Here is a 22,454-nt window from a genome sequence, read left to right as displayed (position 1 = left end):
TCTGTCAATACGAGGAATGAGGTACGAATGACGAAGTAATCTCTCTACAATTACAACTTTAAACAATTTGAAATTAGTAAACTACATAAAACGCAACAAGAAAAAATCGATAGTGATTTTGTGCCTTTTGGTTGCCTACTATTTCTGTTTACCAAAACAACTATTCAAAGACCCAACAGCAACAGTTATTACTAGTGCTGACGAAGAACTATTAGGCGCATTAATTGCTGATGATGGGCAATGGCGATTTCCTGTTACAGATAGTGTTCCTAATAAATTTAAAACCTGTATTCTTCAATTTGAAGACGAGTATTTCTACAAGCATCCAGGATTTAATCCTATTTCAATTTTTAAGGCTTTAAAACAGAATATAAGTTCGGGCTCTGTAAAACGTGGTGGAAGCACCATTACACAACAAGTTATTCGTTTATCTCGAAAAGGAAAACCGAGAACCTATGTTGAGAAACTAAAAGAAATGATTCTCGCCACACGATTAGAATTCAGATTGTCAAAAGATAAAATTCTAAACCTCTATGCGAGTCATGCGCCTTTTGGCGGCAACGTTGTTGGTATTGATGCGGCGTCTTGGCGCTATTTTAATAGAAGTGCTCACAATTTATCATGGGCAGAAAGTGCAACACTTGCTGTTTTGCCAAATGCACCAAGTTTAATTTACCCTGGGAAAAATCAAAAACGTCTACTTGATAAACGCAACCGATTACTCAAAAAACTATTAGAAAATGGTACTATAGACCAATTAACCTATGAACTTTCTATTGCTGAAGATTTACCTCAAAAACCATATCCATTACCTCAAATTACACCTCATCTGCTTCAAAAAATTGCAAAAAGTGAAAAAGGAAAATACGTAAAAACGACTTTGAATATCAATCTTCAAGAACAGTCAAATGCTATAGTAAAGCAGCACTATAATCTACTAAAACAGAATGAAATCTATAATATTTCGGTATTAGTTTTAGATGTGAATACACGAGAAGTATTGACTTATATCGGCAACTCACCAACAGATAAAACCCATCAAAAAAGTGTAGATATTATTGACAAACCAAGAAGCACAGGTAGTATTTTGAAGCCTTTTTTATATGCAGCAATGCTTGATGCTGGCGACCTCTTACCTCATACTTTAGTGGCCGACGTACCTACACAATTTGGTAGCTACCAACCAGAAAATTATGATAAAACTTATGATGGTGCCGTACCTGCTAATGAAGCACTTTCGCGTTCTTTAAACGTGCCTTCAGTAAGAATGCTTCAAGAGTTTGGGCTAGATAGATTTTACCATTATTTAAAACAGCTAGAGCTTAAAGATTTAAAATACAATGCTAATCATTATGGGCTTTCACTGGTTTTAGGTGGTGCAGAAAGCAACCTTTGGGATTTGTGCAAAAGTTACGCAGCAATGGCTTCGACTTTAAATCATTTTAATGATAATTCGAGTCAATATTTTTCCAACGAATTTATTCAACCAACATATCATTTTAATAATACCTTAGACTTCGGAAAACTTTCTGATGAGAAAACTATTTTTGATGCTGCTTCTATCTATCTCACTTTTGAAAGTATGAAACAGGTCAACAGACCTGAAAGTGATGAAAGTTGGGAAATCTATGATTCATCGCAAGACATCGCTTGGAAAACCGGAACAAGTTTTGGTTTTAGAGACGCTTGGGCTATCGGTACAACCAAAGATTATGTGGTAGGTGTCTGGGTTGGCAATGCCGATGGTGAAGGTAGACCTGGTTTGGTAGGTGTACAAACTGCTGCACCTATTTTGTTCGATATATTTGATATATTACCTAGAAGTGATTGGTTTGCAAAACCGTATGACGAAATGCTAGAAGTCAATATTTGCAAAACAAGTGGCTATAGAGCATCTTCAATTTGTGATGATACCGAAATGAGATACATTCAAGCCAGTGGACAAAAAACTGAGCCGTGTCCATATCATAAATTAGTGCATTTAGATACTTCTGAAAGTTATCAAGTGAATTCCTCTTGTGAGCCTATTTCGAACATAAAAAATAAAGCGTGGTTTATGTTGCCGCCATTGCTAGCGCATTATTACAAGAATAAAAATCCGTTTTATAAAGAACTGCCACCTTTTAGAAGTGATTGCGCAGAAGTATCAGACACTCATATGGAATTTATCTATCCTAATGAGCAGAGCACTATTTTTCTACCCAAAGATTTTAATGGTAACACCAACGAAATGATTTTAAAAGTTGCGCACTCTAAACCCGAATTGAAACTCTATTGGTACCTCAATGAAAAATTTGTTGGTACAACAAAAGATATTCATGATATGGCAATTCTACCCGAAGAAGGCGAGCATACCATAACAGTTGTAGATGAATTAGGAAATGAGCTAAAACATAAAATTACAATTTCAGAGTAATCATATTCATGGACAAATACCTATTTTTGTGTTCAAATTAAATGAAACACAATGAGTACAATTCAATTTATACATTCTGGCTGGGCATATGTAGTGCTACTTGCACTTGTTTTAGCAACGTTTAAAGCACTTTTTAAATTTTTTGGAAATAAAGAGTTTGCGCCGAGCGATTTCAGAATTTCTTTATTCACTTTAATTGCTATGCATACGCAGTTTTTAATTGGTATTGTTTTATGGTTCTCAAAAGGTTATTTTGATGAAATGAGTGTCGGTGAGGTTATGAAAAATGATGCCGTAAGAAAACTAGCTGTTGAGCATCCTATTACTATGTTAATTGCTGCTATTCTTGTTACGATTGGTTACTCTAAACACAAAAAGAAATTGGTGTCTAAGCCAAAGTTTAAGATACTGAGTATTTTCTATACCATTGCATTAATATTGGTTTTATATATGATACCTTGGAAACAATGGTTCTAAAAAAGCAAAAGGCTCAAAATTAAATTTTGAGCCTTTTTTATGTTTTAATCTGTAATCCTGAATTTAATTCAGAATCTCAAACTATCGACGCTTGGGGTAACCTTAGCGTCCACTCAGTGTGACAGTTTAGCTTGAAAACAAATTAATTATCTTTCACTTCTTTAATTAAGTAAACATACACAGGAAAGTGGTCACTAAAACCACCGGTAAAAGTGCCATTGCTAAAACTTCTGTGCGGATAACCTTTATAACGACCTCTTTTATTAAACATATATGCCGGATTGTAGATACCTGCTTTCCAGAATCTAAATGATGAATAATCATCATCAAGTAAAGGCTTAGTCATCATTATTTGATCAAACAAACTCAACGCGTCTCTGTATGCAGTTGTTCCCCAACCTTTATCTGTAAACATTCTTTCATAAGGATTATAAATTCCTTTAAAGGGTACTTTCTTCTTATCCTTCTTTGCCTTCAACACTTTCTTTACGCTTTCATTAGTTGGGTCATCATTTAAATCTCCCATTGTAAAGATTTTTGCATAAGGATCTATAGATTGCAGTGAGTCTATAATGCGTTTATTTAATTTTGCAGCAGCGACACGCTTTGGTCTACTTCTCGCTTCTCCTCCTCTACGAGATGGCCAGTGATTTACAATTAAATGCACCAAATCTCCATCTAACTCTCCGCTAACTAATAATTGATCTCTAGTCTTAATTTTACGTCTAGAAACATCATCATAAATATTTAAAGTATGAGAACTTGTTTCAATAGGTTTAAATAATGCCTTTTGATATAAAAGGGCTACATCAATACCTCTACCATCAGGACTTTCAAAATGAATAATGCCATAATCTTTCGCTAATAACAAAGGATCATTAACAAGATCTTCTAAAACACTTCGATTTTCAATCTCACAAACACCAATAACAGCAGGTGAATTATTAGCTTTATCCGCACCAATATTGGCAATAACTCTTGCCATATTTTTTACTTTCTTTTTATAGACCTCGGCACGATTACTCTTCATTTCCATAATCGGACTTGCCTCATCATTTTTTAAGGGATCATTAATGGTATCAAATAAATTTTCTAAGTTATAAAACGCTACAGTGTGAATTTTAAATCGCTTATCTTGTTGAGCTGATAGATTTAAAGAAAACACTAAAACAATAAGAGAAATAAGGGTTTTTGATATTTTCATTTCAGTAATATTATCTAATTGTTATATCCTAGGCAAAATGCTTGCCAAAAGTATGTAATAATTATAAATAACGTACATTTGCACGCCTTAAATAACTTTAATTTAATCTACTAACAATAACAATCAATAATTAGGCATGAAAAAATGTTTTTTACTCATTCTGTTCGGAATGGCCTTTTCCTTAGCAAGTTTTGCACAACAAACCGTTGTTAAAGGAAGTGTTTTGGACGGAACAACAGGAGAACCAATTCCTGATGTAACAGTTACTATTGAGTCAACTGAGCAAACACAAAAAACGGATGCTAAAGGAGAATTTAGTTTTACACAAAATGTTCCTCTAGGTGACCAAGTGTTAAAGGTTGAAAAAGTAGGCTATGTTACTAAACGTTATCCTATTATCGTAAATGAAGGTCAAACTGTAGATATTACAGGTATGACTTTAGATTTTGATACTAGCGATAAGAAAGATTTATTCATCATTTCTATTTCGGATGATAACTTAAATGGTGAAGATGATGGCTTAACAGATAATGTTTCTGGTCTTTTACAGGCTTCTAGAGATGTTTTCTTAAGTGCTGCAGCTTTTGATTTTAGTGCAGCCTTTTTCAGACCTCGAGGTTTAGACAATGCTAATGGTAAAGTACTTATCAATGGTATTGAAATGAACAAACAGTTTAATGGAAGACCGCAATGGGGAAATTGGGGTGGACTTAATGATGTACAGCGTAACCAAGAGTTTACAATGGGAACTGCTGCTAACGATTACAATTTTGGTGATTTAGCAGGTACTAACAACATTATGATGCGTGCTTCAAAATACAGACGTGGAGGTCGTATTTCTTATGCTTCTGCTAATAGAAGTTACCAAGGTCGTATTATGGCAAGTTACAGTTCTGGTTTATTAGAAGGTGGCTGGTCTTACTCTATTTTAGGGTCTAGACGTTTTGGTGAAGAAGGTTTTATTGATGGTACATTATATGATGCCAATTCATTTTTCGTTGCTGTTGAAAAACAAATAAACGAAAAGCACAGCCTTAATTTTACTGGAATATATGCACAAAACAGACGTGGTCGTTCAACAGCTATTACACAGGAAATTTTTAATCTAAAAGGTAGAGAATACAACCCATTCTGGGGAATGCAGAATGGTAAACAACGTAACTCTAGAATTAGAGAGATTGAAGAACCAATCTTAATGTTAAATCACTACTGGGACATTTCACCTAAGGTGAGACTAAACAACAACATTTCTTACCAATTTGGTGAGGTTGGAAACACAAGAATTGACTTTTTTGGATCTCGTGCCGATGGAGATGGAAATCTTTTTGGTGGCGCAAGAAATCCAACACCAGAGTATTGGCAAAGATTACCAAGTTTCTTCTTAGCTAGTCCTAATCCTAGTACTGATGATTTTGCTAATGCCTATTTAGCACAACAACAATTTCAGCAAGATGGCCAGTTAGATTGGAATCAGTTCTATGAAGCAAATGCGCTTAATGGATACAACATTTTTGCGTTACAATCTAATGTTAACCGAGATCAGCAATGGACATTTAATTCTATTATAGATGCGGAAGTTTCTGATAATATCAGAATTAATGGTAACATTAACTATAGATCCTTAAACAGTGAAAACTTCGCAAGAATGGAAGACCTTTTTGGAGGTCCAGGATATTTAGATGTGAACTTACCTTTCCAAGATGGTGAAGGTTTTGGACAAAGTATCGACATTTTCGCTCAAAGTAATATTAGAACGCCAAACAGAATTGTTCAAGAAGGTGATAAGTATAATTATCATTATGATATCAATGCTGAAGTACTTTCTTCATTTGTACAAGCACAATTTAAATACAATAAAGTTGATTTTTACTTAGCAGGAACTGTATCTAACACAAGCTATCAACGTGAAGGATTCTATGAGAATGGCTATTTCCCTGATAATAGTCCTATTATCAATTCATTTGGAAAAAGTGAAAAGGTAGATTTTACTAATTATGGTGTAAAAGCAGGTGCAACGTTTAAAGTCACAGGAAAGCATTTAATTGATGTTAACGGTAGTTATTTCACAAAAGCACCTGGTATTAGACAAACATTTGCTAATGCGAGACAAAACAACTTATTGGTTACAGATTTAGAAAGTGAAACGATTTCTTCAGTAGACGCAAGTTATATCTTTAGATCTCCGGTATTAAAAGCGCGATTAACAGGATATTACACTAACTTCACAAATGGTACAGAAGTGAATTTCTTCTTTACGGAATCAGGAGGTAATTTAGTACAAGAGATGATCCAAAATATGGATAGACGTAACTTCGGTGGTGAATTAGGTATTGAAGCACAGGTAACACCAACAATTAAGTTAAAGGGTGCTGCAGCGATGGGTCAATTTACTTTTACAAATAACCCAGACTTATATTTATCCTCTGACAGATATGCAGAGCTTACTTTTGAAGATGGTAAGACTAACTTAAAAGATTATCGTGTAGCTAGTGGTCCAGAACGTGTTTTCCAAGTTGGATTTGAATACCGTGACCCAGACTTCTGGAACATTGGAGTAACCACTAACTTTTTCTCTCACACTTATGTAGATCCTAGTGCACTAAAGCGTTCAGGCGCATTCACTCAAGATCCTGATGCTTTTGATTTAGACGACCAAATTAATAGTTCATCTAATGGCATAGTAAATATCAGCGGAAATGGTTTTGAAAACTATGATGAAGACGTTGCTAGAGAAATATTAAAGCAAGAACGATTTGAAGATTATATGTTAGTGAACATCATTGGAGGAAAATCTTGGAAAGTCGGAGATTATTTTCTTGGCTTTTTCGCAACTATAAATAACGTCTTTAGCGAAGACTATAGAACTGGTGGTTTTGAACAAGCAAGACGTTTAGATTACGGAAGTCAAGTTGAGGAAAGAACTAACGCCGGTGGACCTATTTTTGGTAACCGTTATTTCTTTGGTAATGGTACTACATACTACCTAAACCTGTATGTAAGATTTTAAAAAAAGCTATGTCAGAACAATATAATATACAAAAAATGAAAACTTTAAAAATTAACAAATTAATACTATTACTCATCGGTTTAGTGGTATTTAACAGCTGTGTGGAAGATGATGATTTCAACATTCCTAACACAAATATTCAAGAGCCAGTTTTAGACGGACCGGTAATTGAAATTAGCGATGTTCTTGGAAGATTAATACAAGAGCAGGTGAGTGAAGATGATAATGACTTTCCAAATCCTAACAACGGATTAAATTATGAATCTGAGGTTACATATCAGTATTCTGAAGATGTGATTGAATATATGGAAGGTTACGTAGTATCTACAGATGAAGCTGGTAACTTCTTTGAAGAATTAATATTACAAGATAAGCCTGAAAATCCGACTATTGGTATTAAAGTACCTATTGATGTAAATCCACTTTTCACGAGATATGACATTGGTCGTAAAGTATATATTAAAGTAACTGGTTTACATGTTGGTATTTCTAATGGTGTTTTAGCTATTGGTGCTAAGGATGGTAATTTTATTAGTAGAATTCCATTCCCATTAGAGTTTGACGTAATCAAGCGTTCGGCAGAAAAGGCAGACTTAGTGCCTTTGACATTAGGTTTAGATGAGTTTGATGACTCTAAAACGAACTTATTCATTAATATTCCTGATGTACAATTCAACAGAACTCAAGCGTTAATAGACGAATTAAGCTTTGCTTCTGAAGGTTTTGATGAATTTGATGGTGAGCGTACTTTAGAAAGCTGTACCTCTTCTGCTTCTAGCGTATTTAGCACAAGTACTTTTGCTGATTTTAGTGGTTTAAACTTACCAACAGGTAGAGGTAATATGGACGCTATTTTAAGTAAAAACTTCTTTGGTGATGAGTTTAATGTAGTTATTAATACTCCTGAAAGTATAGACTTTGGTGGTATTGAAACGCGATGTGATCCTGACTTCTTAGATTGTACAGGTCCTTCTGGTGGAGGTGCTGCAATTTTCGAAGAAGATTTTGAAGCTTTCGGAACTTACGCTGCAGAAGGTTGGGACAACATCAATGTAAGCGGTACTGACACAGATTGGTTTATCAATAGTTTTAGTGGTAATACTTATTCTCGTATCTCTGCTTTCAACTCTGATAACAGTGAAGCAGATGTATGGTTAGTAACACCGGTTATTAATATGGATACAACAACAGGAGAAGAATTATCTTTTGACATCCAAGCAAACTTTGATAATGGTACAAACTTATCAGTTTGGGTTTCTACTGACTATGCAGGTGACCCTACAACTGCGACTTGGACAATAATAGATGCTGCTATACCTGTTGGTCCTTCAAGCACATTTGGTAGTTTTGAAACTGTAGGTCCAATCAACATTTCATGTGTTGATGGTGATGCTGTATTTGGTTTCTTCTACGAAGGTTCAGACCCAAGTGCCACAACTAGATATCACTTAGATAATGTTGTAGTTACTGGTAACTAATCACAATTTAATATTAAAAAAAGCCACATCTTTGTATAAAGTATGTGGCTTTTTATTTTCAATAATCTTTCATCTTCATAAAAAATTCTCGTAGAATTTTATTCGAAGTGACATATATAATTGTACTTTTTACCAGATTATGCTAGATCAATTTTATATTTCAATATTTAACCAGTACAAAAAGAAGTTTGGCAAGAAGAGTTTATCTATAGCCCTTTTTTACATTAATTTTCTAGAATTAACCATACTTCTTGTTTTTGGACTATTTTTCATGGCTTTTGCAACTCAGATGAAATTAACTGTAATGTCATTGCATAAGTTTTGGATACTATTCTCAATAGTTTCACTATTTATTATTTTTAAAAACTGGATGCGATTTAATGGTAAACGCCGAAACGTTCTTAATGCAAAATTAAAAGCAAAGAAAACGTCAATACTATTAATATGGCTTTTACCTATTGGATGTCTTATCTTGGCTTTTGTGCTATTTCAGGCTTTATAACAATACTTAAACTGATAAGATTCGTTAAACAAAAAACGCTACCCAATCGGATAGCGTCTTAAAAATATTTTTTAGAGTCTGTATTTAAGACTTCATCTCTTTTTTAGCGCAGGCTTTTTTGCACGCCGCACTACAGTCTTTTTTACTCATATCTTTGTCACCTTTTTCTGCACAAGCTTTCTTACACTCAGCACTACAAGGCTTCTTTTCTTTATCGGTACCAAAGTCTTCAACCAACTTCATGTCTTTAACTTTGTACACATCTGCAACATTAGTAACTGTCTCTTCCAAAGACTCAGGTGACACCTTAGCTTCATCATACTCTACCATAGCTAATCTCTTGTCAAAATCTACTTTTGCAGACTTCACACCTTCCATTTTAGCCATTTTCTTTTCGATGGTCTTAGCACAACCCATTTCGCAAGTCATACCTTCGATACCAAATTCTACTTTTGCATATGTGGCATTTGGGTCTAATAAAGATGTTACATCTTCCTTATTTACCTCAATATCTACAGTTTTAACTTCTGGTTGTGCTTCATTTTTACAAGATGTAAAAACCAAACCTACTATCGCGATTGCGATGATTCCTTTTAATAATTTCATCAGTATATATTTATTGATTTAAAACGTATTTAGAATTATAAAATTTCGCTAAATCTACTAAATATTGCCCTTTCTTGCGAGAGAATTAACGACTTTTGTGATTGTTTTACAGGAATATTGCATGAAAGAGCCCAACCTAAAGTGGATTTACCTCATTATTCTTTCAATTATATGGGGAAGTTCATTTATTCTAATTAAGAAGTCACTCCTAGGACTTACACCTTACCAGTTAGGTGCACTTAGAACAATCATATCTGGTGTTATATTACTCACGCTTGGGTTTAACAAACTTAAAGTCATTGCGAAGCATAAATGGAAATGGTTATTCCTATCGGGGCTTTGCGGATCATTTATTCCCGCATTTTTCTTTGCCATCGCCGAAACAGAAATTGACAGTGCTGTAGTGTCTGTTTTAAACTCTCTGGTACCATTAAACACAATCTTATTAGGTTTTGCGGTTTTTAGAATTTCATCAACACTTCGCCAAATTACAGGTGTTGCCATCGGTTTTATTGGTACAGCAATTTTAATTCTTAAAGGTGCCGATTTAAACCCTAATCAAAATTACTTATATGCAGGTTTTGTTATTGCTTCTACATTAATGTATGCCGCTAATGTTAATATTATAAAACGATATCTGCAAGATGTAAAACCACTCGCCATAGCTGCAGGTAATTACTTTTTTATTGTTATACCTGCTTTTATCATTTTACTGTTTACAGACTTTTTTACACCAGAACGATTGCATCACCCAGATTTGATAAGTTCAATTATTTATGTTGTTATTCTCTCGGTCTTTGGAACCGCTTTAGCAAAGTTATTTTTTTACAAGCTTGTACAAATATCAACCCCTGTTTTTGCATCTTCTGTAACTTATATTATGCCAATTGTGGCTTTAGCTTGGGGCATTTTAGATGGTGAAGCTTTTAGTCTTATGCAAGGTCTTGCCTCTTTACTAATACTTGTAGGTGTGTATTTGTCTCATAAACGTAAAACATAAAAAAAGCCGAAGCGTAAATGCTTCGGCTTTCTAAATAATATCACTATCTCTTAGTTGAAATCTTCGGCAGAAACGCCTTCGTTGATTTTAACTTCATTCGCTTCAAAAGTAAATGACTGTGGTCCTGTAGTTACCTTCATAGTATGAGGAATCATAACACCATCTACTGCTTTATAATTTGAATAATCAGTAACAGTTGTAACCGATTGTCCTTGTGCCTCACTTGTAGATTCAGTTCTCATTAAGTACCCAGTAGCTACATCATAATATCTATAGGTTGCTTCTTCACCTTTCATTACTTTAACTTTATAAGCATCTTTTCCTTCAACAGATACCATACTCTCTAAGGTAATATCAGCAACATCTACTGATAACTCTGGGAATAATCCTTTTTTAGCTTTGCTAGACTCAACATCTTTTGCCTCCATAGGAATTTTTTGTCCCTGCTGCATCATGTAACCATTTTGCCCATCAAAATTTTGCTTCATTAATGTTCCCATACCTTCAGCAATAATCTCCATAGAAGATTTATTTGGTGCCATTTGCTTTTGGATTGCCTTTGGCTTAAATGGTGCGCCTGGTATAGTTACTTCAGAAATAATTAAAGTAGTATTTACGGCTTTAAGCGTGTCTTCACCACCAACTGCACTTACATATTTTTTCATCACATCAGCAGCCGTTAATCCCTCTGGTAAAGGCTTAGTAAATACTGGCTTCTCGGTTTTATTAGCATACTTGTCGTAATATAAAATTGGAAGACCTGTTTTTTCTAAGTTATCAAGGACTTCACTTCCTTTACCTACAATTACAATTCTTGGGTTGTCACTGTAATATTTATTTGCTACTCTAGTAACATCTTCTAAACTTACGTCATTTATTTTTTGTAAGTAAGTCGTGTAAAAATCTTGTGGTAAATTATTCAATTTAATGTTCAAAGCATAGTTAGCAACTGTTTGTGGACGCTCTAGACCCATTATAAAGTTACCCACGTACTGAGCTTTAGCATCAGCAAGTAATTGACCGTCTACAGGTTCTGTTTTGATACGCTTTATTTCTTTTAAGAATTCAACAACTGCACTATCAGTAACTTCATTTCTAACTTTAGCTGTAGCATTAAAGCGACCTAAGCCATATCTATTAGCACGTAAACTTGAATATGCACCATATGTATACCCTTTGTCTTCACGAAGATTTTTAAACAGATAACTAGAACCTCCACCACCAAGGATATTATTAGTAATTAAAGCAGCGTGATAATCTTCATCGCTCATTTTTAAATCTACATTATTAGTCACGAAAATGCTTGACTGCGTAGAACTTGGATTGTCCACAAAATTAACTTGAGCATACTGTGCATTTGGCGCAGCTGGTTGTAAGGGAATATCAATCTCTACAGAGTTATCCCATTCACCAAAGTATTTTTTAATTTGTTTTTTAACATCCTTGAATTTCACGTCACCAATTACTACTAAATAAGCACTATTAGGATTGAAGTATTTTTCGTAGAAACCTAAAACATCTTTAAATGTCACATTGTTAATTGTTTCTTCGGTGATGTATTCGCCATAGGCATGATTTTTACCATAAGCAAGAACATCTCTTACTCTACTACTGATAGCATCAACATTCTTTTCGTCTGATTTAATATTTTCAATCAGTTTATCTCTCTCTTTAATAAACTCTTCTTCTGTTAATAATGGATTAATTGCAGCATCAGCCATTAATTCCATTATTCGCTCTGAGTACTTTGATAATGTACTTGCGAAACCACCAGAAAACCCGAAACTTAAGTTAGCACCCAAGAAATCAACTTCTTCATTAAATTGATCTTTTGGTATAGTTGTAGTACCATTACCCAACATGGCTCCTAAAATACTCTCAATACCAGCTTTATCACCAGTAGCTATAGGATTATTATCTATTCGTAAAGAATAAGATACTCTTGGTAACTTATGATTTTCTACAACTAATACTTGCAATCCGTTCTTTAGAGTAAACTCAGTAGGAACATCTAATTTTATTTCTGGTTCTGGCCCAGCCTTCGGCATTTGAGATCTATCTAATTGCGCATGCAATCCAAAGGACAAAAACGTCAATAAGACAATTGAGAACGTCTTAATATTCATATTATATTTTGTTTTCATTATTCTTCGTCTTTTTTAGGTAAGTATTTAATTTCTACTCTTTGGTTAGGACTAAGATATTTCGCTGCAACATCTCTTATTTCTTCACGAGTAATGGATCTGTAGATGTCTAATTGTGTATTAATGAGATTTACATCTCCATATAATAAGTAATAGGTTGCTAAAGATCCTGCAATACCTTCAACACTTGCATTAGAACTTACAAATCTATTTTCAAATTGATTTAAAAGCTTTTGGTAATCTCTTTCAGAAATCAACTCTGTCTGCATTACTTTAATCTCCTCATCCATTTCAGATAAAATTAAATCTAGTTCTACATCGCCTTGTGGAATGGCAAAAAGTGCAAAAATATTATGATCTACTTGACCTAAATTTACCGCTTGTACCGCTAACGCTTGTTTTTGCTCATCTACAATTTTCTTGTAAAGTACCGAACTTTTCCCACCACTTAAATATGAAGAAATCATATCTAAGACATATGCATCTCTAGATGCTTGAGATGGTAATCTGTAAGCAGCAATGATTGCTGGTAACTGAATATTAGCGTCAAAGGTCTCTACTTTCTTAGTTTCAGTTATTGGTGTTTCTGATGGGAAGTTTCTAACAACTTCTCCTCTATCCTTCACCTCACTAAAGTACTTTCTAACTAACGCTTCTGTTTCCTTATAATCGATATCTCCTGCTACAATTAACACAGCATTACTTGGTGTGTAAAATTTATCGAAATACGCGTAGAATTCTTCTAAAGTTGACGCATTAATATCTTTTACGAAACCTAAAACTGAATTTTGATAAGGATGATTATCAAATAAGTTTGCGTTAATTTCCTCTAAAATTTTACCATAAGGCGCATCAGTAGATTGGCGCTTTTCTTCCTTTACTACTTCTTTTTGCGTATCAACCCCTATTTGATCGATTACCGGATGCAACATGCGCTCAGACTCTAACCACAATCCTAACTCTAACTTGTTAGATGGGAATATCTCGTAGTAGTATGTTCTATCAATAGACGTATTAGCGTTAAATGTACCCCCATTAGCAGGAATAATTTTCATAAACTCACCACGCTCTATATTTTCTGAACCTTCAAATAGAAGATGTTCAAAAAAGTGTGCAAAACCTGATCTTAAACCTGTTTCAGGTTTACCACCAAGATCTTTTCCTCCTACGTCATACATTACAGATGTAACCACAACTGGAGCTGAATTGTCTTGATGCATAATTACATGAAGACCATTATCTAAATCGAACTCCGTAAACTCTACTTGTTGCGCATTGGCATTGAAACCAATAAAAGCAGACAGAGCTAATGTAAATAAGCTTTTTCTCATTAGTATTAATCTTTAAATTTAAAAATAGTTTTAGTGTTTGTAGTACTTAAGCGTTTTTTGTTACACTAAGCCCCACAAAAATAGAAAAGTAGGCTTCATTTTAACATAATTAAATGTGAAAACTTTAATAATTTAAATTCTTTAATGAAGACTACTTTTCTGAGTGGGGACAAAAAGAATGCCAAAACGCCCCAAAAGCCCTAAAACATTTGTAGATTAAGAATTTAGGAGTATATTTGCATCCGCTTTCTGAGAAAAGAAAGTATGTAATTAAACACAAATTAATAAAAACGTTACGCTATGTACGCAATTGTAGAGATAGCAGGGCATCAATTTAAAGTTGAAAAAGACCAAAAAGTTTTTGTTAACCGTTTATCTACAGAAGAAGGTAAAAAAGTGTCTTTTGACAATGTTCTTCTAATAGGAAATGGTAGCGATGTTACTTTAGGCGCCCCAGCTATAGACGGAGCACAAGTAAGTGCAAAAGTCTTAAAGCACCTTAAAGGTGATAAGGTAGTAGTTTTCAAAAAGAAAAGACGTAAAGGTTACCGTGTAAAAAATGGTCACAGACAAGCCTTAACAGAAATCGTAATTGAAGGTATCACTGCTTCTGGAGCTAAAAAAGCTGCTCCTAAAAAAGAAACAAAGTCAACTCCTGAAGTTGCTGAGGACACTCAAGACTTAAGTAAGATGACTGTAGCACAATTAAAAGAGATGGCTAAAGCTAAAGGAATTGAAGGTATTTCTTCTATGAAGAAAGCTGACTTAATTGCTGCTTTAAGCTAAGAATATTAACAATATAAAACCTTAAGACAATGGCTCATAAAAAAGGAGTTGGTAGTTCTAAAAATGGTAGAGAATCAGAATCGAAACGCTTAGGTGTTAAAATTTTTGGTGGACAAGCTGCTATCGCTGGGAATATCATCGTAAGACAAAGAGGTAATACACATCACCCAGGTGAAAATGTATACCAAGGAAAAGACCACACTTTACATGCTAAAGTTGATGGTATCGTACAGTTTACTAAGAAAAAAGACAATAAGTCTTATGTTTCTATAGCTCCGTTTGAAGCTTAAGAAATCCATTCTTAAACATATCATGAAACCCTTTCTGTAACAGAAAGGGTTTTTTTATTACATTTAAATATGTAAATCTTTCATTATGAAATATATACTTTTACTTCTCACTGTCTTTTTGACTTTTAATTGCGTGGCTCAGTCAAAGGCTGAAGGTTGCAAAACAGAACTCATAAAAGAACACATAACAACCGAAAAAATTACAAGTGTTTGTGAATTTTTAAAAGATAAAGCGATTACAAGTTATAAGGTTAAAGTGCCAGGTAAACGTACACTCTCCTTGACTGGCGATTTAATTAGTAAAAAAGCACAACTGTATATTTCTAATGCTGAGATTGGTGATTACATTATAATTTTTGATATTAAAACTACGCAAAGTGAAGACTTAGCACCAATTGTTATTACTTTGATAGAATAACATTTTAAACTATTTCCATCTTCTTTAATAAAAAGCTAGCGTTCATGTTTTGACAAATACCTTTTTTAAGCTTGTAGTCAAAGTAGAGTTCGTCATTAACAATTTCGGCATCAAAATAATAGTTCTTTACTTCTTCTAACTTTTCTGTAATTTCACAGAGACTTAAATCATGTGTAGCAATTATTCCTGAAGCGTGACCACTTACTAATTTTTCGACAAACTTTCGAGACCCTATGGCTTTATCTGTACTGTTTGTACCTTTTAATATTTCATCTAAAATGATAAAATAAGGTTCTTTAGCAATAGCATCTACAATAAACTTAAGTCTTGTTAATTCGGAAAAGAAGTAACTACTATCATCAGTTAAAGAGTCGCTAGTACGCATACTTGTAATCAGTTTTACAGGTGAATACTTACTAGAAGAAGCACATACTGGTAGGCCTACATTGGCCATAATTATATGTAGTGATATGGTTCTGAGGAATGTACTTTTACCTGCCATATTTGCTCCAGTAACAATAAAAAATTGTTGGTTCTCAATAAGCACATCACTGGTAATACGCTTATTTTCATTCAACATCGGATGGCCTAAATCTTTTGCATTTATAGTAGCCTGCATTTCTACAATCTCAGGATAACTAAACTTTTGATGATTGAACGCGTAAGTACCCAAACTATTAAACGCATCAAAAAATGTGACCACATCAAACCAGTCTTCAACCTTATCTGCATGAGCTTCTATCCAGTTTTCAATTCTATAACTGTTTCGTATATCGGTTAGTAGATAACCGTTTCCAAATATTGCACCTATAAGATTATTTCTGTTATCTAAAGCGTCTAAATACTTTGAAAATTGCTTAAATATTACGGAGGCTTTTTGAGTTTTAGATTCAATTTGTTGTTGTTTTTCTTTTAGTAACTCTGAAATAAATTGTTGCTGCTCTATTTGTTCTAGCAAGGTTGCATATTGCTTAAACGTATCTTTTACTTTGTCACAATTAGCTGATAAGACATTAATTTTTTTGAGATAAACACCTGTAATACCAAGACCAATGAACAACCAATATCCAAAAAAAGAAATAGGAATGAACTCAAGAATCGTTAAGACGAGCAAAAGCACTGATACAAGAGCAAACCCAATAGACAAACTTAATGCATAACTCGGTGTGAATCGTTTATGAGATTTTAACCAGTTTATAATCTGACTGGCTGGTGTTTCAGTTTCAATCAATTTACCTTTAGCGCCATAAAGTTGTAACCAGTCTTTCTTTTCAGACAATTCTTTGATAGCATCTTGCTTATCTAAAATACGCGCTGTGTCATTAGCTTTCAATAGACCTGCTAACTTCTGAGCACCTTCAGATAACGACGTTCTGTTTGCGTATTGGTAGAAAGATCCTTCACCAAAAAGGTCTACATCATAGCTGTAAAAATGCTTTGGATCATGAAATTGATTTCCATTTGGTCTAAAAGCATACTTACCATCACCAATGAGAAGCTCTTCCTCATTAATTTGTAATAACGCTTTATTTAACTCTAGCTCGGATTTCTTATCTGTAAATTTGGAAATAGATATGGCAAACAATAACATCCCTAAAAATGATATGACTACTGCTAACCATAATGTATTAAATGTAAAGTAAATACCAGTTGCTGCTGCAACAAAAACTAACAGCCTTAGCGTACTGAGAATGACAAGCTGCTTCTTTAAAACACCGATGTGTTTCTTATACGATTTAACCTTTGCTTCGTATATTGAATTAGGATGATTCATGACTAAAATTAAGAAGTAAAGTAACAAAAAATCCCAAGATTAGTCTTCTGATTTTATTTAATAATTGTGCGTCTACTTTACATTATCACGATTATTTATATTCTTAAACTTAACTGTAAATTTAGAACCCTTATCATAGGTATAATCTACTGAACCTCCGAGTTGATCTGCTAGACTACTTACTAGAACCATTCCTAAACTTTCAGATTCACCCAAGTTAAAACCTTCTGGTAAACCATTACCATTATCTTTAACTATTAACTCATAAAATTCAGTACTCTCTAACTTACTTACACTAATTTCAAGAATTTTATTGTCACCATGTAATGCATATTTATAAGCATTTGTTAAAAGCTCATTTACAATTAACCCTATAGGTACAGATGTGTCTAAATCAAATCTATATTTAGGAATGTCTATAATTACTTCAGGATGATGTGTCTCTGCGAACAATGAAGAAATATCATTCACTAAGTCATTTATGAAAGTATCTATTTCAAATAAGAAATGGTCATTCCCATATAAACGCCTGTGGGTTAATGCCATAGTATGTATTCTGTTCTTACTATCTTCTAGTAAATTACGTGCCTTTTCATTGTTAATTGACATAGCTTGAATATCTAAAATACCAGAAATCATGTTGAAGTTATTCTTAATTCTATGATGGATTTCTTTCAATAACCAATCTTTTTCTTTATCCTTTTTAGCTATTTCTTGATTTCTCTTCTTGAGTTCTCTTTTTTGAGAAACATTTCTAAAATAAAGAATTATTAAAAGGATATTAGATATTAAAGCCCCAATCACCGAAATGGTATATATCTTAGTTTTATCCTTTTCAAACTCTAATTGTTTTTCCTTTTCTTTTAGTTCTTGCTCTGACTTAAAGTTATAAATAGAATTGGACAGATCTTGTGAATAGACTTTCTCTCGTATCTTTATAGCCTCATTGAGCTTAGTAATAGCTTTTTTATACTCACCTCTACTCTCAAATAATTTTGAATTATAAAGTACTAGCCTATAATAGAGATTATTGTTTAATAATCCTGTTGATTCGGTTTCTGTTTTTTTTATAAATTCATCAACACTATCAACATCAAATTTTTCGAATATTTCACTAACTAAAGGACTATCCGGATTTTCTAACCTCAAAAGAAAGGAATAATTGGCATAGCTATTTACTTTCATTAATGGATCCTTATGCATTTCATCTAACAATACCATGACTTCTTTTTCCATACCGCCTTTATAAATATAAGCACTTATAAGTGATGCTAAAGTAGAGGAATAAAGTACGGTTTCTTCACTTAACGTCTTTTGTATTTCTAAACTTTCCTCTGCTGCTTTAATGTAACCTATTAAGTCATTATCACCAATAAGAAAATCACATAATGAATTAAGATATATCGATTTAATTGCCTTAAAATCATTACGCTCAATAATTTTTAAGTTATTAAGAACATCATCTTTACCAGTTTTATCTTGTTCTATGAGTTTCATTACAACGCCATGGAGATCTGCATAAAGTTGTGCTTTTACTCTATTTGGGTCAGTCTTAGAAAACTTATTTATATAGTCTTGTAGTTTGTCATTTTCGGCTGTAGACTTGTCTAATTGGGCAATATCCCTTAACCTATGAATGTAAATCCATTTGGTTATGACATAGTCTATATCTATTCGATTACCAGATGGTTCTTTAAGGTTTTCTATATAGTCAAAAAACCATTTATCTCTTGAGTTAAATTGTGCCTTAAAAATACTACTTGCCAATCGTCTGTAGTCCTTGAAAGTCGCTTGGTTTTTTGCTATAGCCTCTAATGATCTTGTATATGACGCTATATCCTCCTTAAGATCGGGTATTAAAAATAATGCAGAATCATAATTACGCTGTAAAATATAATCTTCTATACTTATAACGTCTTTATAATTATTGTCTTGTTGCCCATTCAATGCAACACAGACGAATGCCAGCAAAATTGCTAAAATTCTGGGTTTCATAAGGGATAATAAGGGATACAAGGCAAGTTAACATAAAATCATCCCAAATACCTTATCATTTATCAATAAAACTAAATGTCTTGTCTTCTATTGATGTCTTTAAATCTTATTGTAAAGAGACTACCATTTGAATAGGTGTAATTGAAGGTTCCCTGCAATTGTTCTGATAAACTTTTTACAAGCATCATCCCAAGACTATCGGAATTTTCGATATTATAATTTTCCGGTAGTCCTTTACCATTATCGGATAATTTCAATTCATATAAATCTTCCTCTAAATGATTAACACTAATTCTTAATTTTTGATTGTCACCTTTTAATCCATATTTAAAACTATTTGTAACTAACTCATTTACTATTAAACCTAATGGTACGGCTGTATCAAATTCAAATTTATAATTTGGAACATCCACAAAAATATCTGGCTTATGTGCCTTAGAATATATCGCAGTAAGGTCTTTTATTAGACTATTTATAAATGTATCAAATTCAAAAAGTAAATCATCATTATTATATAAACGTTGATGTGTTAGGGCCATCGCACGAATTCGATTCTTACTTTCTTCTAATGATGCCAATGCTTTCTCATCTTCTATTGATAAGGATTGTAAATCCAACAAACCAGAAATCATATGAAAGTTATTCTTTATTCTATGATGTATTTCTTTTAAAAGCCAATCCTTTTCTTGTTCTTTTTTTTCTATAGACACTTTTTGCTTAACCAATAAACTTCTTTGTTTTTTAACTCTTAAAACTAATACCACCAATAAAATAGCTATTAATATTGCGCCTATCGCAATAAATAAATACAGTGTTTTACGGTCTTTCTCAAATTTTATTTGTTTGTCATTAGAAACTTTTAAGTTTTGAAGTTCTAGATTCTTTATTTCCTTATAGAATGTTTTATTGCCATTATCCATCTTCAAACTATCAGAATAGGCATAATACAAATTTAAATACTCTTTAACTTTTATGTTATTTCCTTTCCTTAGATAAACATCAACTAATGCCTTAGTTATTATATGCTTTTTTTTTTTTTCAGAAAGTTTAAAGGCTTGTTCATAATATTTAATTGATTTATCTAAACTATCCTTAATGGCATATATATTCCCATAAGTTAAATTTATATCTGCTTCTATAAAAGGGGATTCTTTAATCTTTGCTTTTAAAAATTCTGCTTCCTTATTTTGAATCAGTGCCTTATCATATTCTCCTTTCATGAAATAAATATCAGCCAAGGTGTTCTTTGTATAGGCTAAATCAAAGCTATTTTTATTTTGTTGGTAAGTTATCGCCTCTAACGCATAGTCAAGTGCCTTATCATAACTCTTATTTTGTAAATATAAATCCGCCAATGACACAAAACCACGATAATAAAAGTCCTTGTCTTCAAGCATTTTTGCTTGTTCTACGGCTTGTAAAAAATACAATTCGGCCTCTTCATAATCTTCTAGTTCAAGAAAAATTATAGCTATATTATTAAGAGTTGTTGCTTTAAGTAATGTATCTTCATGCTGTTCAACTGTAGCGACTATTTTTTTAAATGCTCTAATGGCCTTCAGAAAATCTGAATTATAGTAATGCACCATGCCCTTAACATTGTAAGCAGCAGCAACCTTTTTATAATGAGCATTTTGTAAAATGACCTCATCTGCAAGGAGAAGAGCCTCATCATATTTCTTTTGAAAAACTTTAGCAACAGCAATTTTGGAAATTGCAGACGCATATCCATAATCATAGTTTGAATCAACAGAAAGGTCCTTCATTATTTCACCAATAATTATGGTACTATCTACATTACGATACAAATAATACTCCGCTAGTTTATCATAATGGTCTATCTGTTCCTTGATAGTTGATGCATTATTAATTAGAATATCGAGACTGTCCTTATTTTTAATCTGAGCAAAAAGAGCATTGAAATTAAGAGCTAATAAAAAGTAAAATAAGGTTTTGCTATTCATCTATTCCATTATTTATTGACACATTTATATAAATAAAGTCTCTCAAAAATAAAAAAAGCTCGTAAATAACTTAATATCAATACTCTAAAATTAGACTAAGAATCCACTTGTTTAGATTCCCCTTGTTTTTTGCAAAATATCAGCGTCAACTTTTGAGCAAACTAACCACTAATTAAGTTTATATCGAGTTGAATTTTTATGTAAAATATAAATTAGTATATAACGATTTTAACTTTCACTCATAGGCATAAAAAAGCCTGAATAATATTTTATCCAGGCCCTTTTTCCTTCTTTTATATATTTATATTTTAAACTAGAGTCGCCTTTATATGCTCTCTATTCATTCTAGCAATATTTTCTAAAGAAATACCTTTTGGACATTCTACCTCACAAGCACCAGTATTTGTACAGTTCCCAAAACCTTCTTCGTCCATTTGCTTCACCATATTTAGTACACGGTCAGTTGCCTCTACCTGTCCTTGTGGTAGCAATGCAAACTGCGATACTTTTGCAGACACAAACAACATAGCAGAAGAGTTTTTACAGGTTGCTACACATGCACCACATCCTATACAGGTAGCTGCATCAAATGCCTTATCCGCATTTTCCTTTTCAATTGGAATAGCATTTGCATCTTGTGTATTACCAGAGGTATTTACAGAAATAAATCCACCAGCTTGCTGAATTCTATCAAAAGCTGTTCTATCAACAATTAAATCTTTAATCACAGGAAATGCCTTTGCTCTCCAAGGTTCTATATATATGGTATCACCATCTTTGAAACTTCTCATGTGTAATTGACAAGCTGTAATTTTGGTTTGAGGTCCATGAGCTCTACCGTTAATATACAATGAACATGTTCCGCATATACCTTCTCTACAATCATGATCAAAAGCTACAGGTTGCTCACCTTTTTCAATTAACTCTTGATTCAACACATCTAACATCTCAAGAAAAGACATGTCAGGTGAAATATTGCTTATAGGATAATCAACAATTTGACCCTTATCATTAGCATCTTTTTGACGCCATATTTTTAACGTTAAATTCATCATAGCTTTT

The 22,454-nt window shown here is 33.1% G+C and carries 17 protein-coding genes; 9 read left to right on the top strand and 8 right to left on the bottom strand.

Annotation, left to right across the window (positions count from 1 at the left end):
• Window positions 1-112 precede the first annotated feature (112 nt).
• Together pbpC and HRU50_RS07370 are read left to right on the top strand one after the other, a co-directional pair.
• Window positions 113-2,416, top strand: a complete 2,304-nt coding sequence (pbpC, locus tag HRU50_RS07375; protein WP_296349757.1) for a penicillin-binding protein 1C — start codon at window positions 113-115, stop codon at window positions 2,414-2,416.
• A 51-nt stretch (window positions 2,417-2,467) separates the two neighbouring features.
• A complete protein-coding gene (locus HRU50_RS07370; RefSeq protein WP_296349755.1) occupies window positions 2,468-2,893 on the top strand; it encodes a hypothetical protein in 426 nt (141 codons plus the stop codon).
• A 142-nt stretch (window positions 2,894-3,035) separates the two neighbouring features.
• On the opposite strand, the gene HRU50_RS07365 is transcribed toward HRU50_RS07370, so the two are convergent.
• On the bottom strand, window positions 3,036-4,097 hold the full coding sequence (locus tag HRU50_RS07365; RefSeq protein WP_296349753.1) for an endonuclease/exonuclease/phosphatase family protein: 1,062 nt from the start codon (window positions 4,095-4,097) through the stop codon (window positions 3,036-3,038).
• A 136-nt stretch (window positions 4,098-4,233) separates the two neighbouring features.
• On the opposite strand from HRU50_RS07365, the gene HRU50_RS07360 reads away from it, so the two are divergent.
• The 3 genes from HRU50_RS07360 (at window position 4,234) to HRU50_RS07350 (ending at window position 9,084) form a co-directional block, all read left to right on the top strand.
• Window positions 4,234-7,104: a TonB-dependent receptor gene (locus HRU50_RS07360; protein WP_296349751.1), complete on the top strand. Its 2,871-nt coding sequence runs from the start codon at window positions 4,234-4,236 to the stop codon at window positions 7,102-7,104.
• A 35-nt stretch (window positions 7,105-7,139) separates the two neighbouring features.
• Window positions 7,140-8,582: a DUF5689 domain-containing protein gene (locus HRU50_RS07355; RefSeq protein WP_296349749.1), complete on the top strand. Its 1,443-nt coding sequence runs from the start codon at window positions 7,140-7,142 to the stop codon at window positions 8,580-8,582.
• A 139-nt stretch (window positions 8,583-8,721) separates the two neighbouring features.
• Window positions 8,722-9,084: a hypothetical protein gene (locus HRU50_RS07350; protein ID WP_296349746.1), complete on the top strand. Its 363-nt coding sequence runs from the start codon at window positions 8,722-8,724 to the stop codon at window positions 9,082-9,084.
• Between the two features lie 84 nt (window positions 9,085-9,168).
• On the opposite strand, the gene HRU50_RS07345 is transcribed toward HRU50_RS07350, so the two are convergent.
• Window positions 9,169-9,690: a heavy metal-associated domain-containing protein gene (locus HRU50_RS07345; protein ID WP_296349744.1), complete on the bottom strand. Its 522-nt coding sequence runs from the start codon at window positions 9,688-9,690 to the stop codon at window positions 9,169-9,171.
• Between the two features lie 121 nt (window positions 9,691-9,811).
• Between HRU50_RS07345 and HRU50_RS07340 the strand changes: the two genes are divergently transcribed.
• Window positions 9,812-10,690, top strand: a complete 879-nt coding sequence (locus HRU50_RS07340; protein ID WP_296349743.1) for an EamA family transporter — start codon at window positions 9,812-9,814, stop codon at window positions 10,688-10,690.
• 50 nt (window positions 10,691-10,740) lie between these two features.
• On the opposite strand, the gene HRU50_RS07335 is transcribed toward HRU50_RS07340, so the two are convergent.
• Both HRU50_RS07335 and HRU50_RS07330 read right to left on the bottom strand, forming a co-directional pair.
• On the bottom strand, window positions 10,741-12,834 hold the full coding sequence (locus tag HRU50_RS07335; protein ID WP_296349740.1) for a pitrilysin family protein: 2,094 nt from the start codon (window positions 12,832-12,834) through the stop codon (window positions 10,741-10,743).
• Window positions 12,834-14,165: a pitrilysin family protein gene (locus tag HRU50_RS07330; protein ID WP_296349738.1), complete on the bottom strand. Its 1,332-nt coding sequence runs from the start codon at window positions 14,163-14,165 to the stop codon at window positions 12,834-12,836. Before HRU50_RS07330 ends, HRU50_RS07335 begins: the two co-directional genes overlap by 1 nt.
• A gap of 300 nt (window positions 14,166-14,465) precedes the next feature.
• Between HRU50_RS07330 and rplU the strand changes: the two genes are divergently transcribed.
• The 3 genes from rplU (at window position 14,466) to HRU50_RS07315 (ending at window position 15,659) form a co-directional block, all read left to right on the top strand.
• Window positions 14,466-14,951 (top strand): 50S ribosomal protein L21, encoded by a 486-nt coding sequence (gene rplU / locus HRU50_RS07325; protein ID WP_296349736.1) that lies wholly within the window; start codon window positions 14,466-14,468, stop codon window positions 14,949-14,951.
• 29 nt (window positions 14,952-14,980) lie between these two features.
• Window positions 14,981-15,241 (top strand): 50S ribosomal protein L27, encoded by a 261-nt coding sequence (gene rpmA, locus HRU50_RS07320; protein ID WP_296349734.1) that lies wholly within the window; start codon window positions 14,981-14,983, stop codon window positions 15,239-15,241.
• 85 nt (window positions 15,242-15,326) lie between these two features.
• Window positions 15,327-15,659 carry a hypothetical protein gene (locus tag HRU50_RS07315; protein ID WP_296349732.1) on the top strand — a complete coding sequence of 111 codons (333 nt, stop codon included), beginning with the start codon at window positions 15,327-15,329 and terminating at the stop codon, window positions 15,657-15,659.
• Between the two features lie 4 nt (window positions 15,660-15,663).
• Here the strand turns inward: HRU50_RS07315 and HRU50_RS07310 are convergent, their stop codons facing one another.
• From HRU50_RS07310 to HRU50_RS07295, 4 genes are all read right to left on the bottom strand, one after another.
• A complete protein-coding gene (locus HRU50_RS07310; RefSeq protein ID WP_296349730.1) occupies window positions 15,664-17,433 on the bottom strand; it encodes a DNA mismatch repair protein MutS in 1,770 nt (589 codons plus the stop codon).
• Window positions 17,434-17,505: 72 nt separating this feature from the next.
• Window positions 17,506-19,428 carry a sensor histidine kinase gene (locus tag HRU50_RS07305; protein WP_296349728.1) on the bottom strand — a complete coding sequence of 641 codons (1,923 nt, stop codon included), beginning with the start codon at window positions 19,426-19,428 and terminating at the stop codon, window positions 17,506-17,508.
• A gap of 71 nt (window positions 19,429-19,499) precedes the next feature.
• Window positions 19,500-21,392 (bottom strand): tetratricopeptide repeat protein, encoded by a 1,893-nt coding sequence (locus tag HRU50_RS07300; protein WP_296349726.1) that lies wholly within the window; start codon window positions 21,390-21,392, stop codon window positions 19,500-19,502.
• A gap of 308 nt (window positions 21,393-21,700) precedes the next feature.
• Window positions 21,701-22,444 (bottom strand): succinate dehydrogenase/fumarate reductase iron-sulfur subunit, encoded by a 744-nt coding sequence (locus HRU50_RS07295; protein WP_296350163.1) that lies wholly within the window; start codon window positions 22,442-22,444, stop codon window positions 21,701-21,703.
• Between the last annotated feature and the right edge of the window lie 10 nt (window positions 22,445-22,454).

This window comes from Winogradskyella sp., assembly GCF_013213835.1.
GTDB lineage: Bacteria > Bacteroidota > Bacteroidia > Flavobacteriales > Flavobacteriaceae > Winogradskyella.
This window is presented reverse-complemented; position numbering and strand designations above follow the sequence as displayed.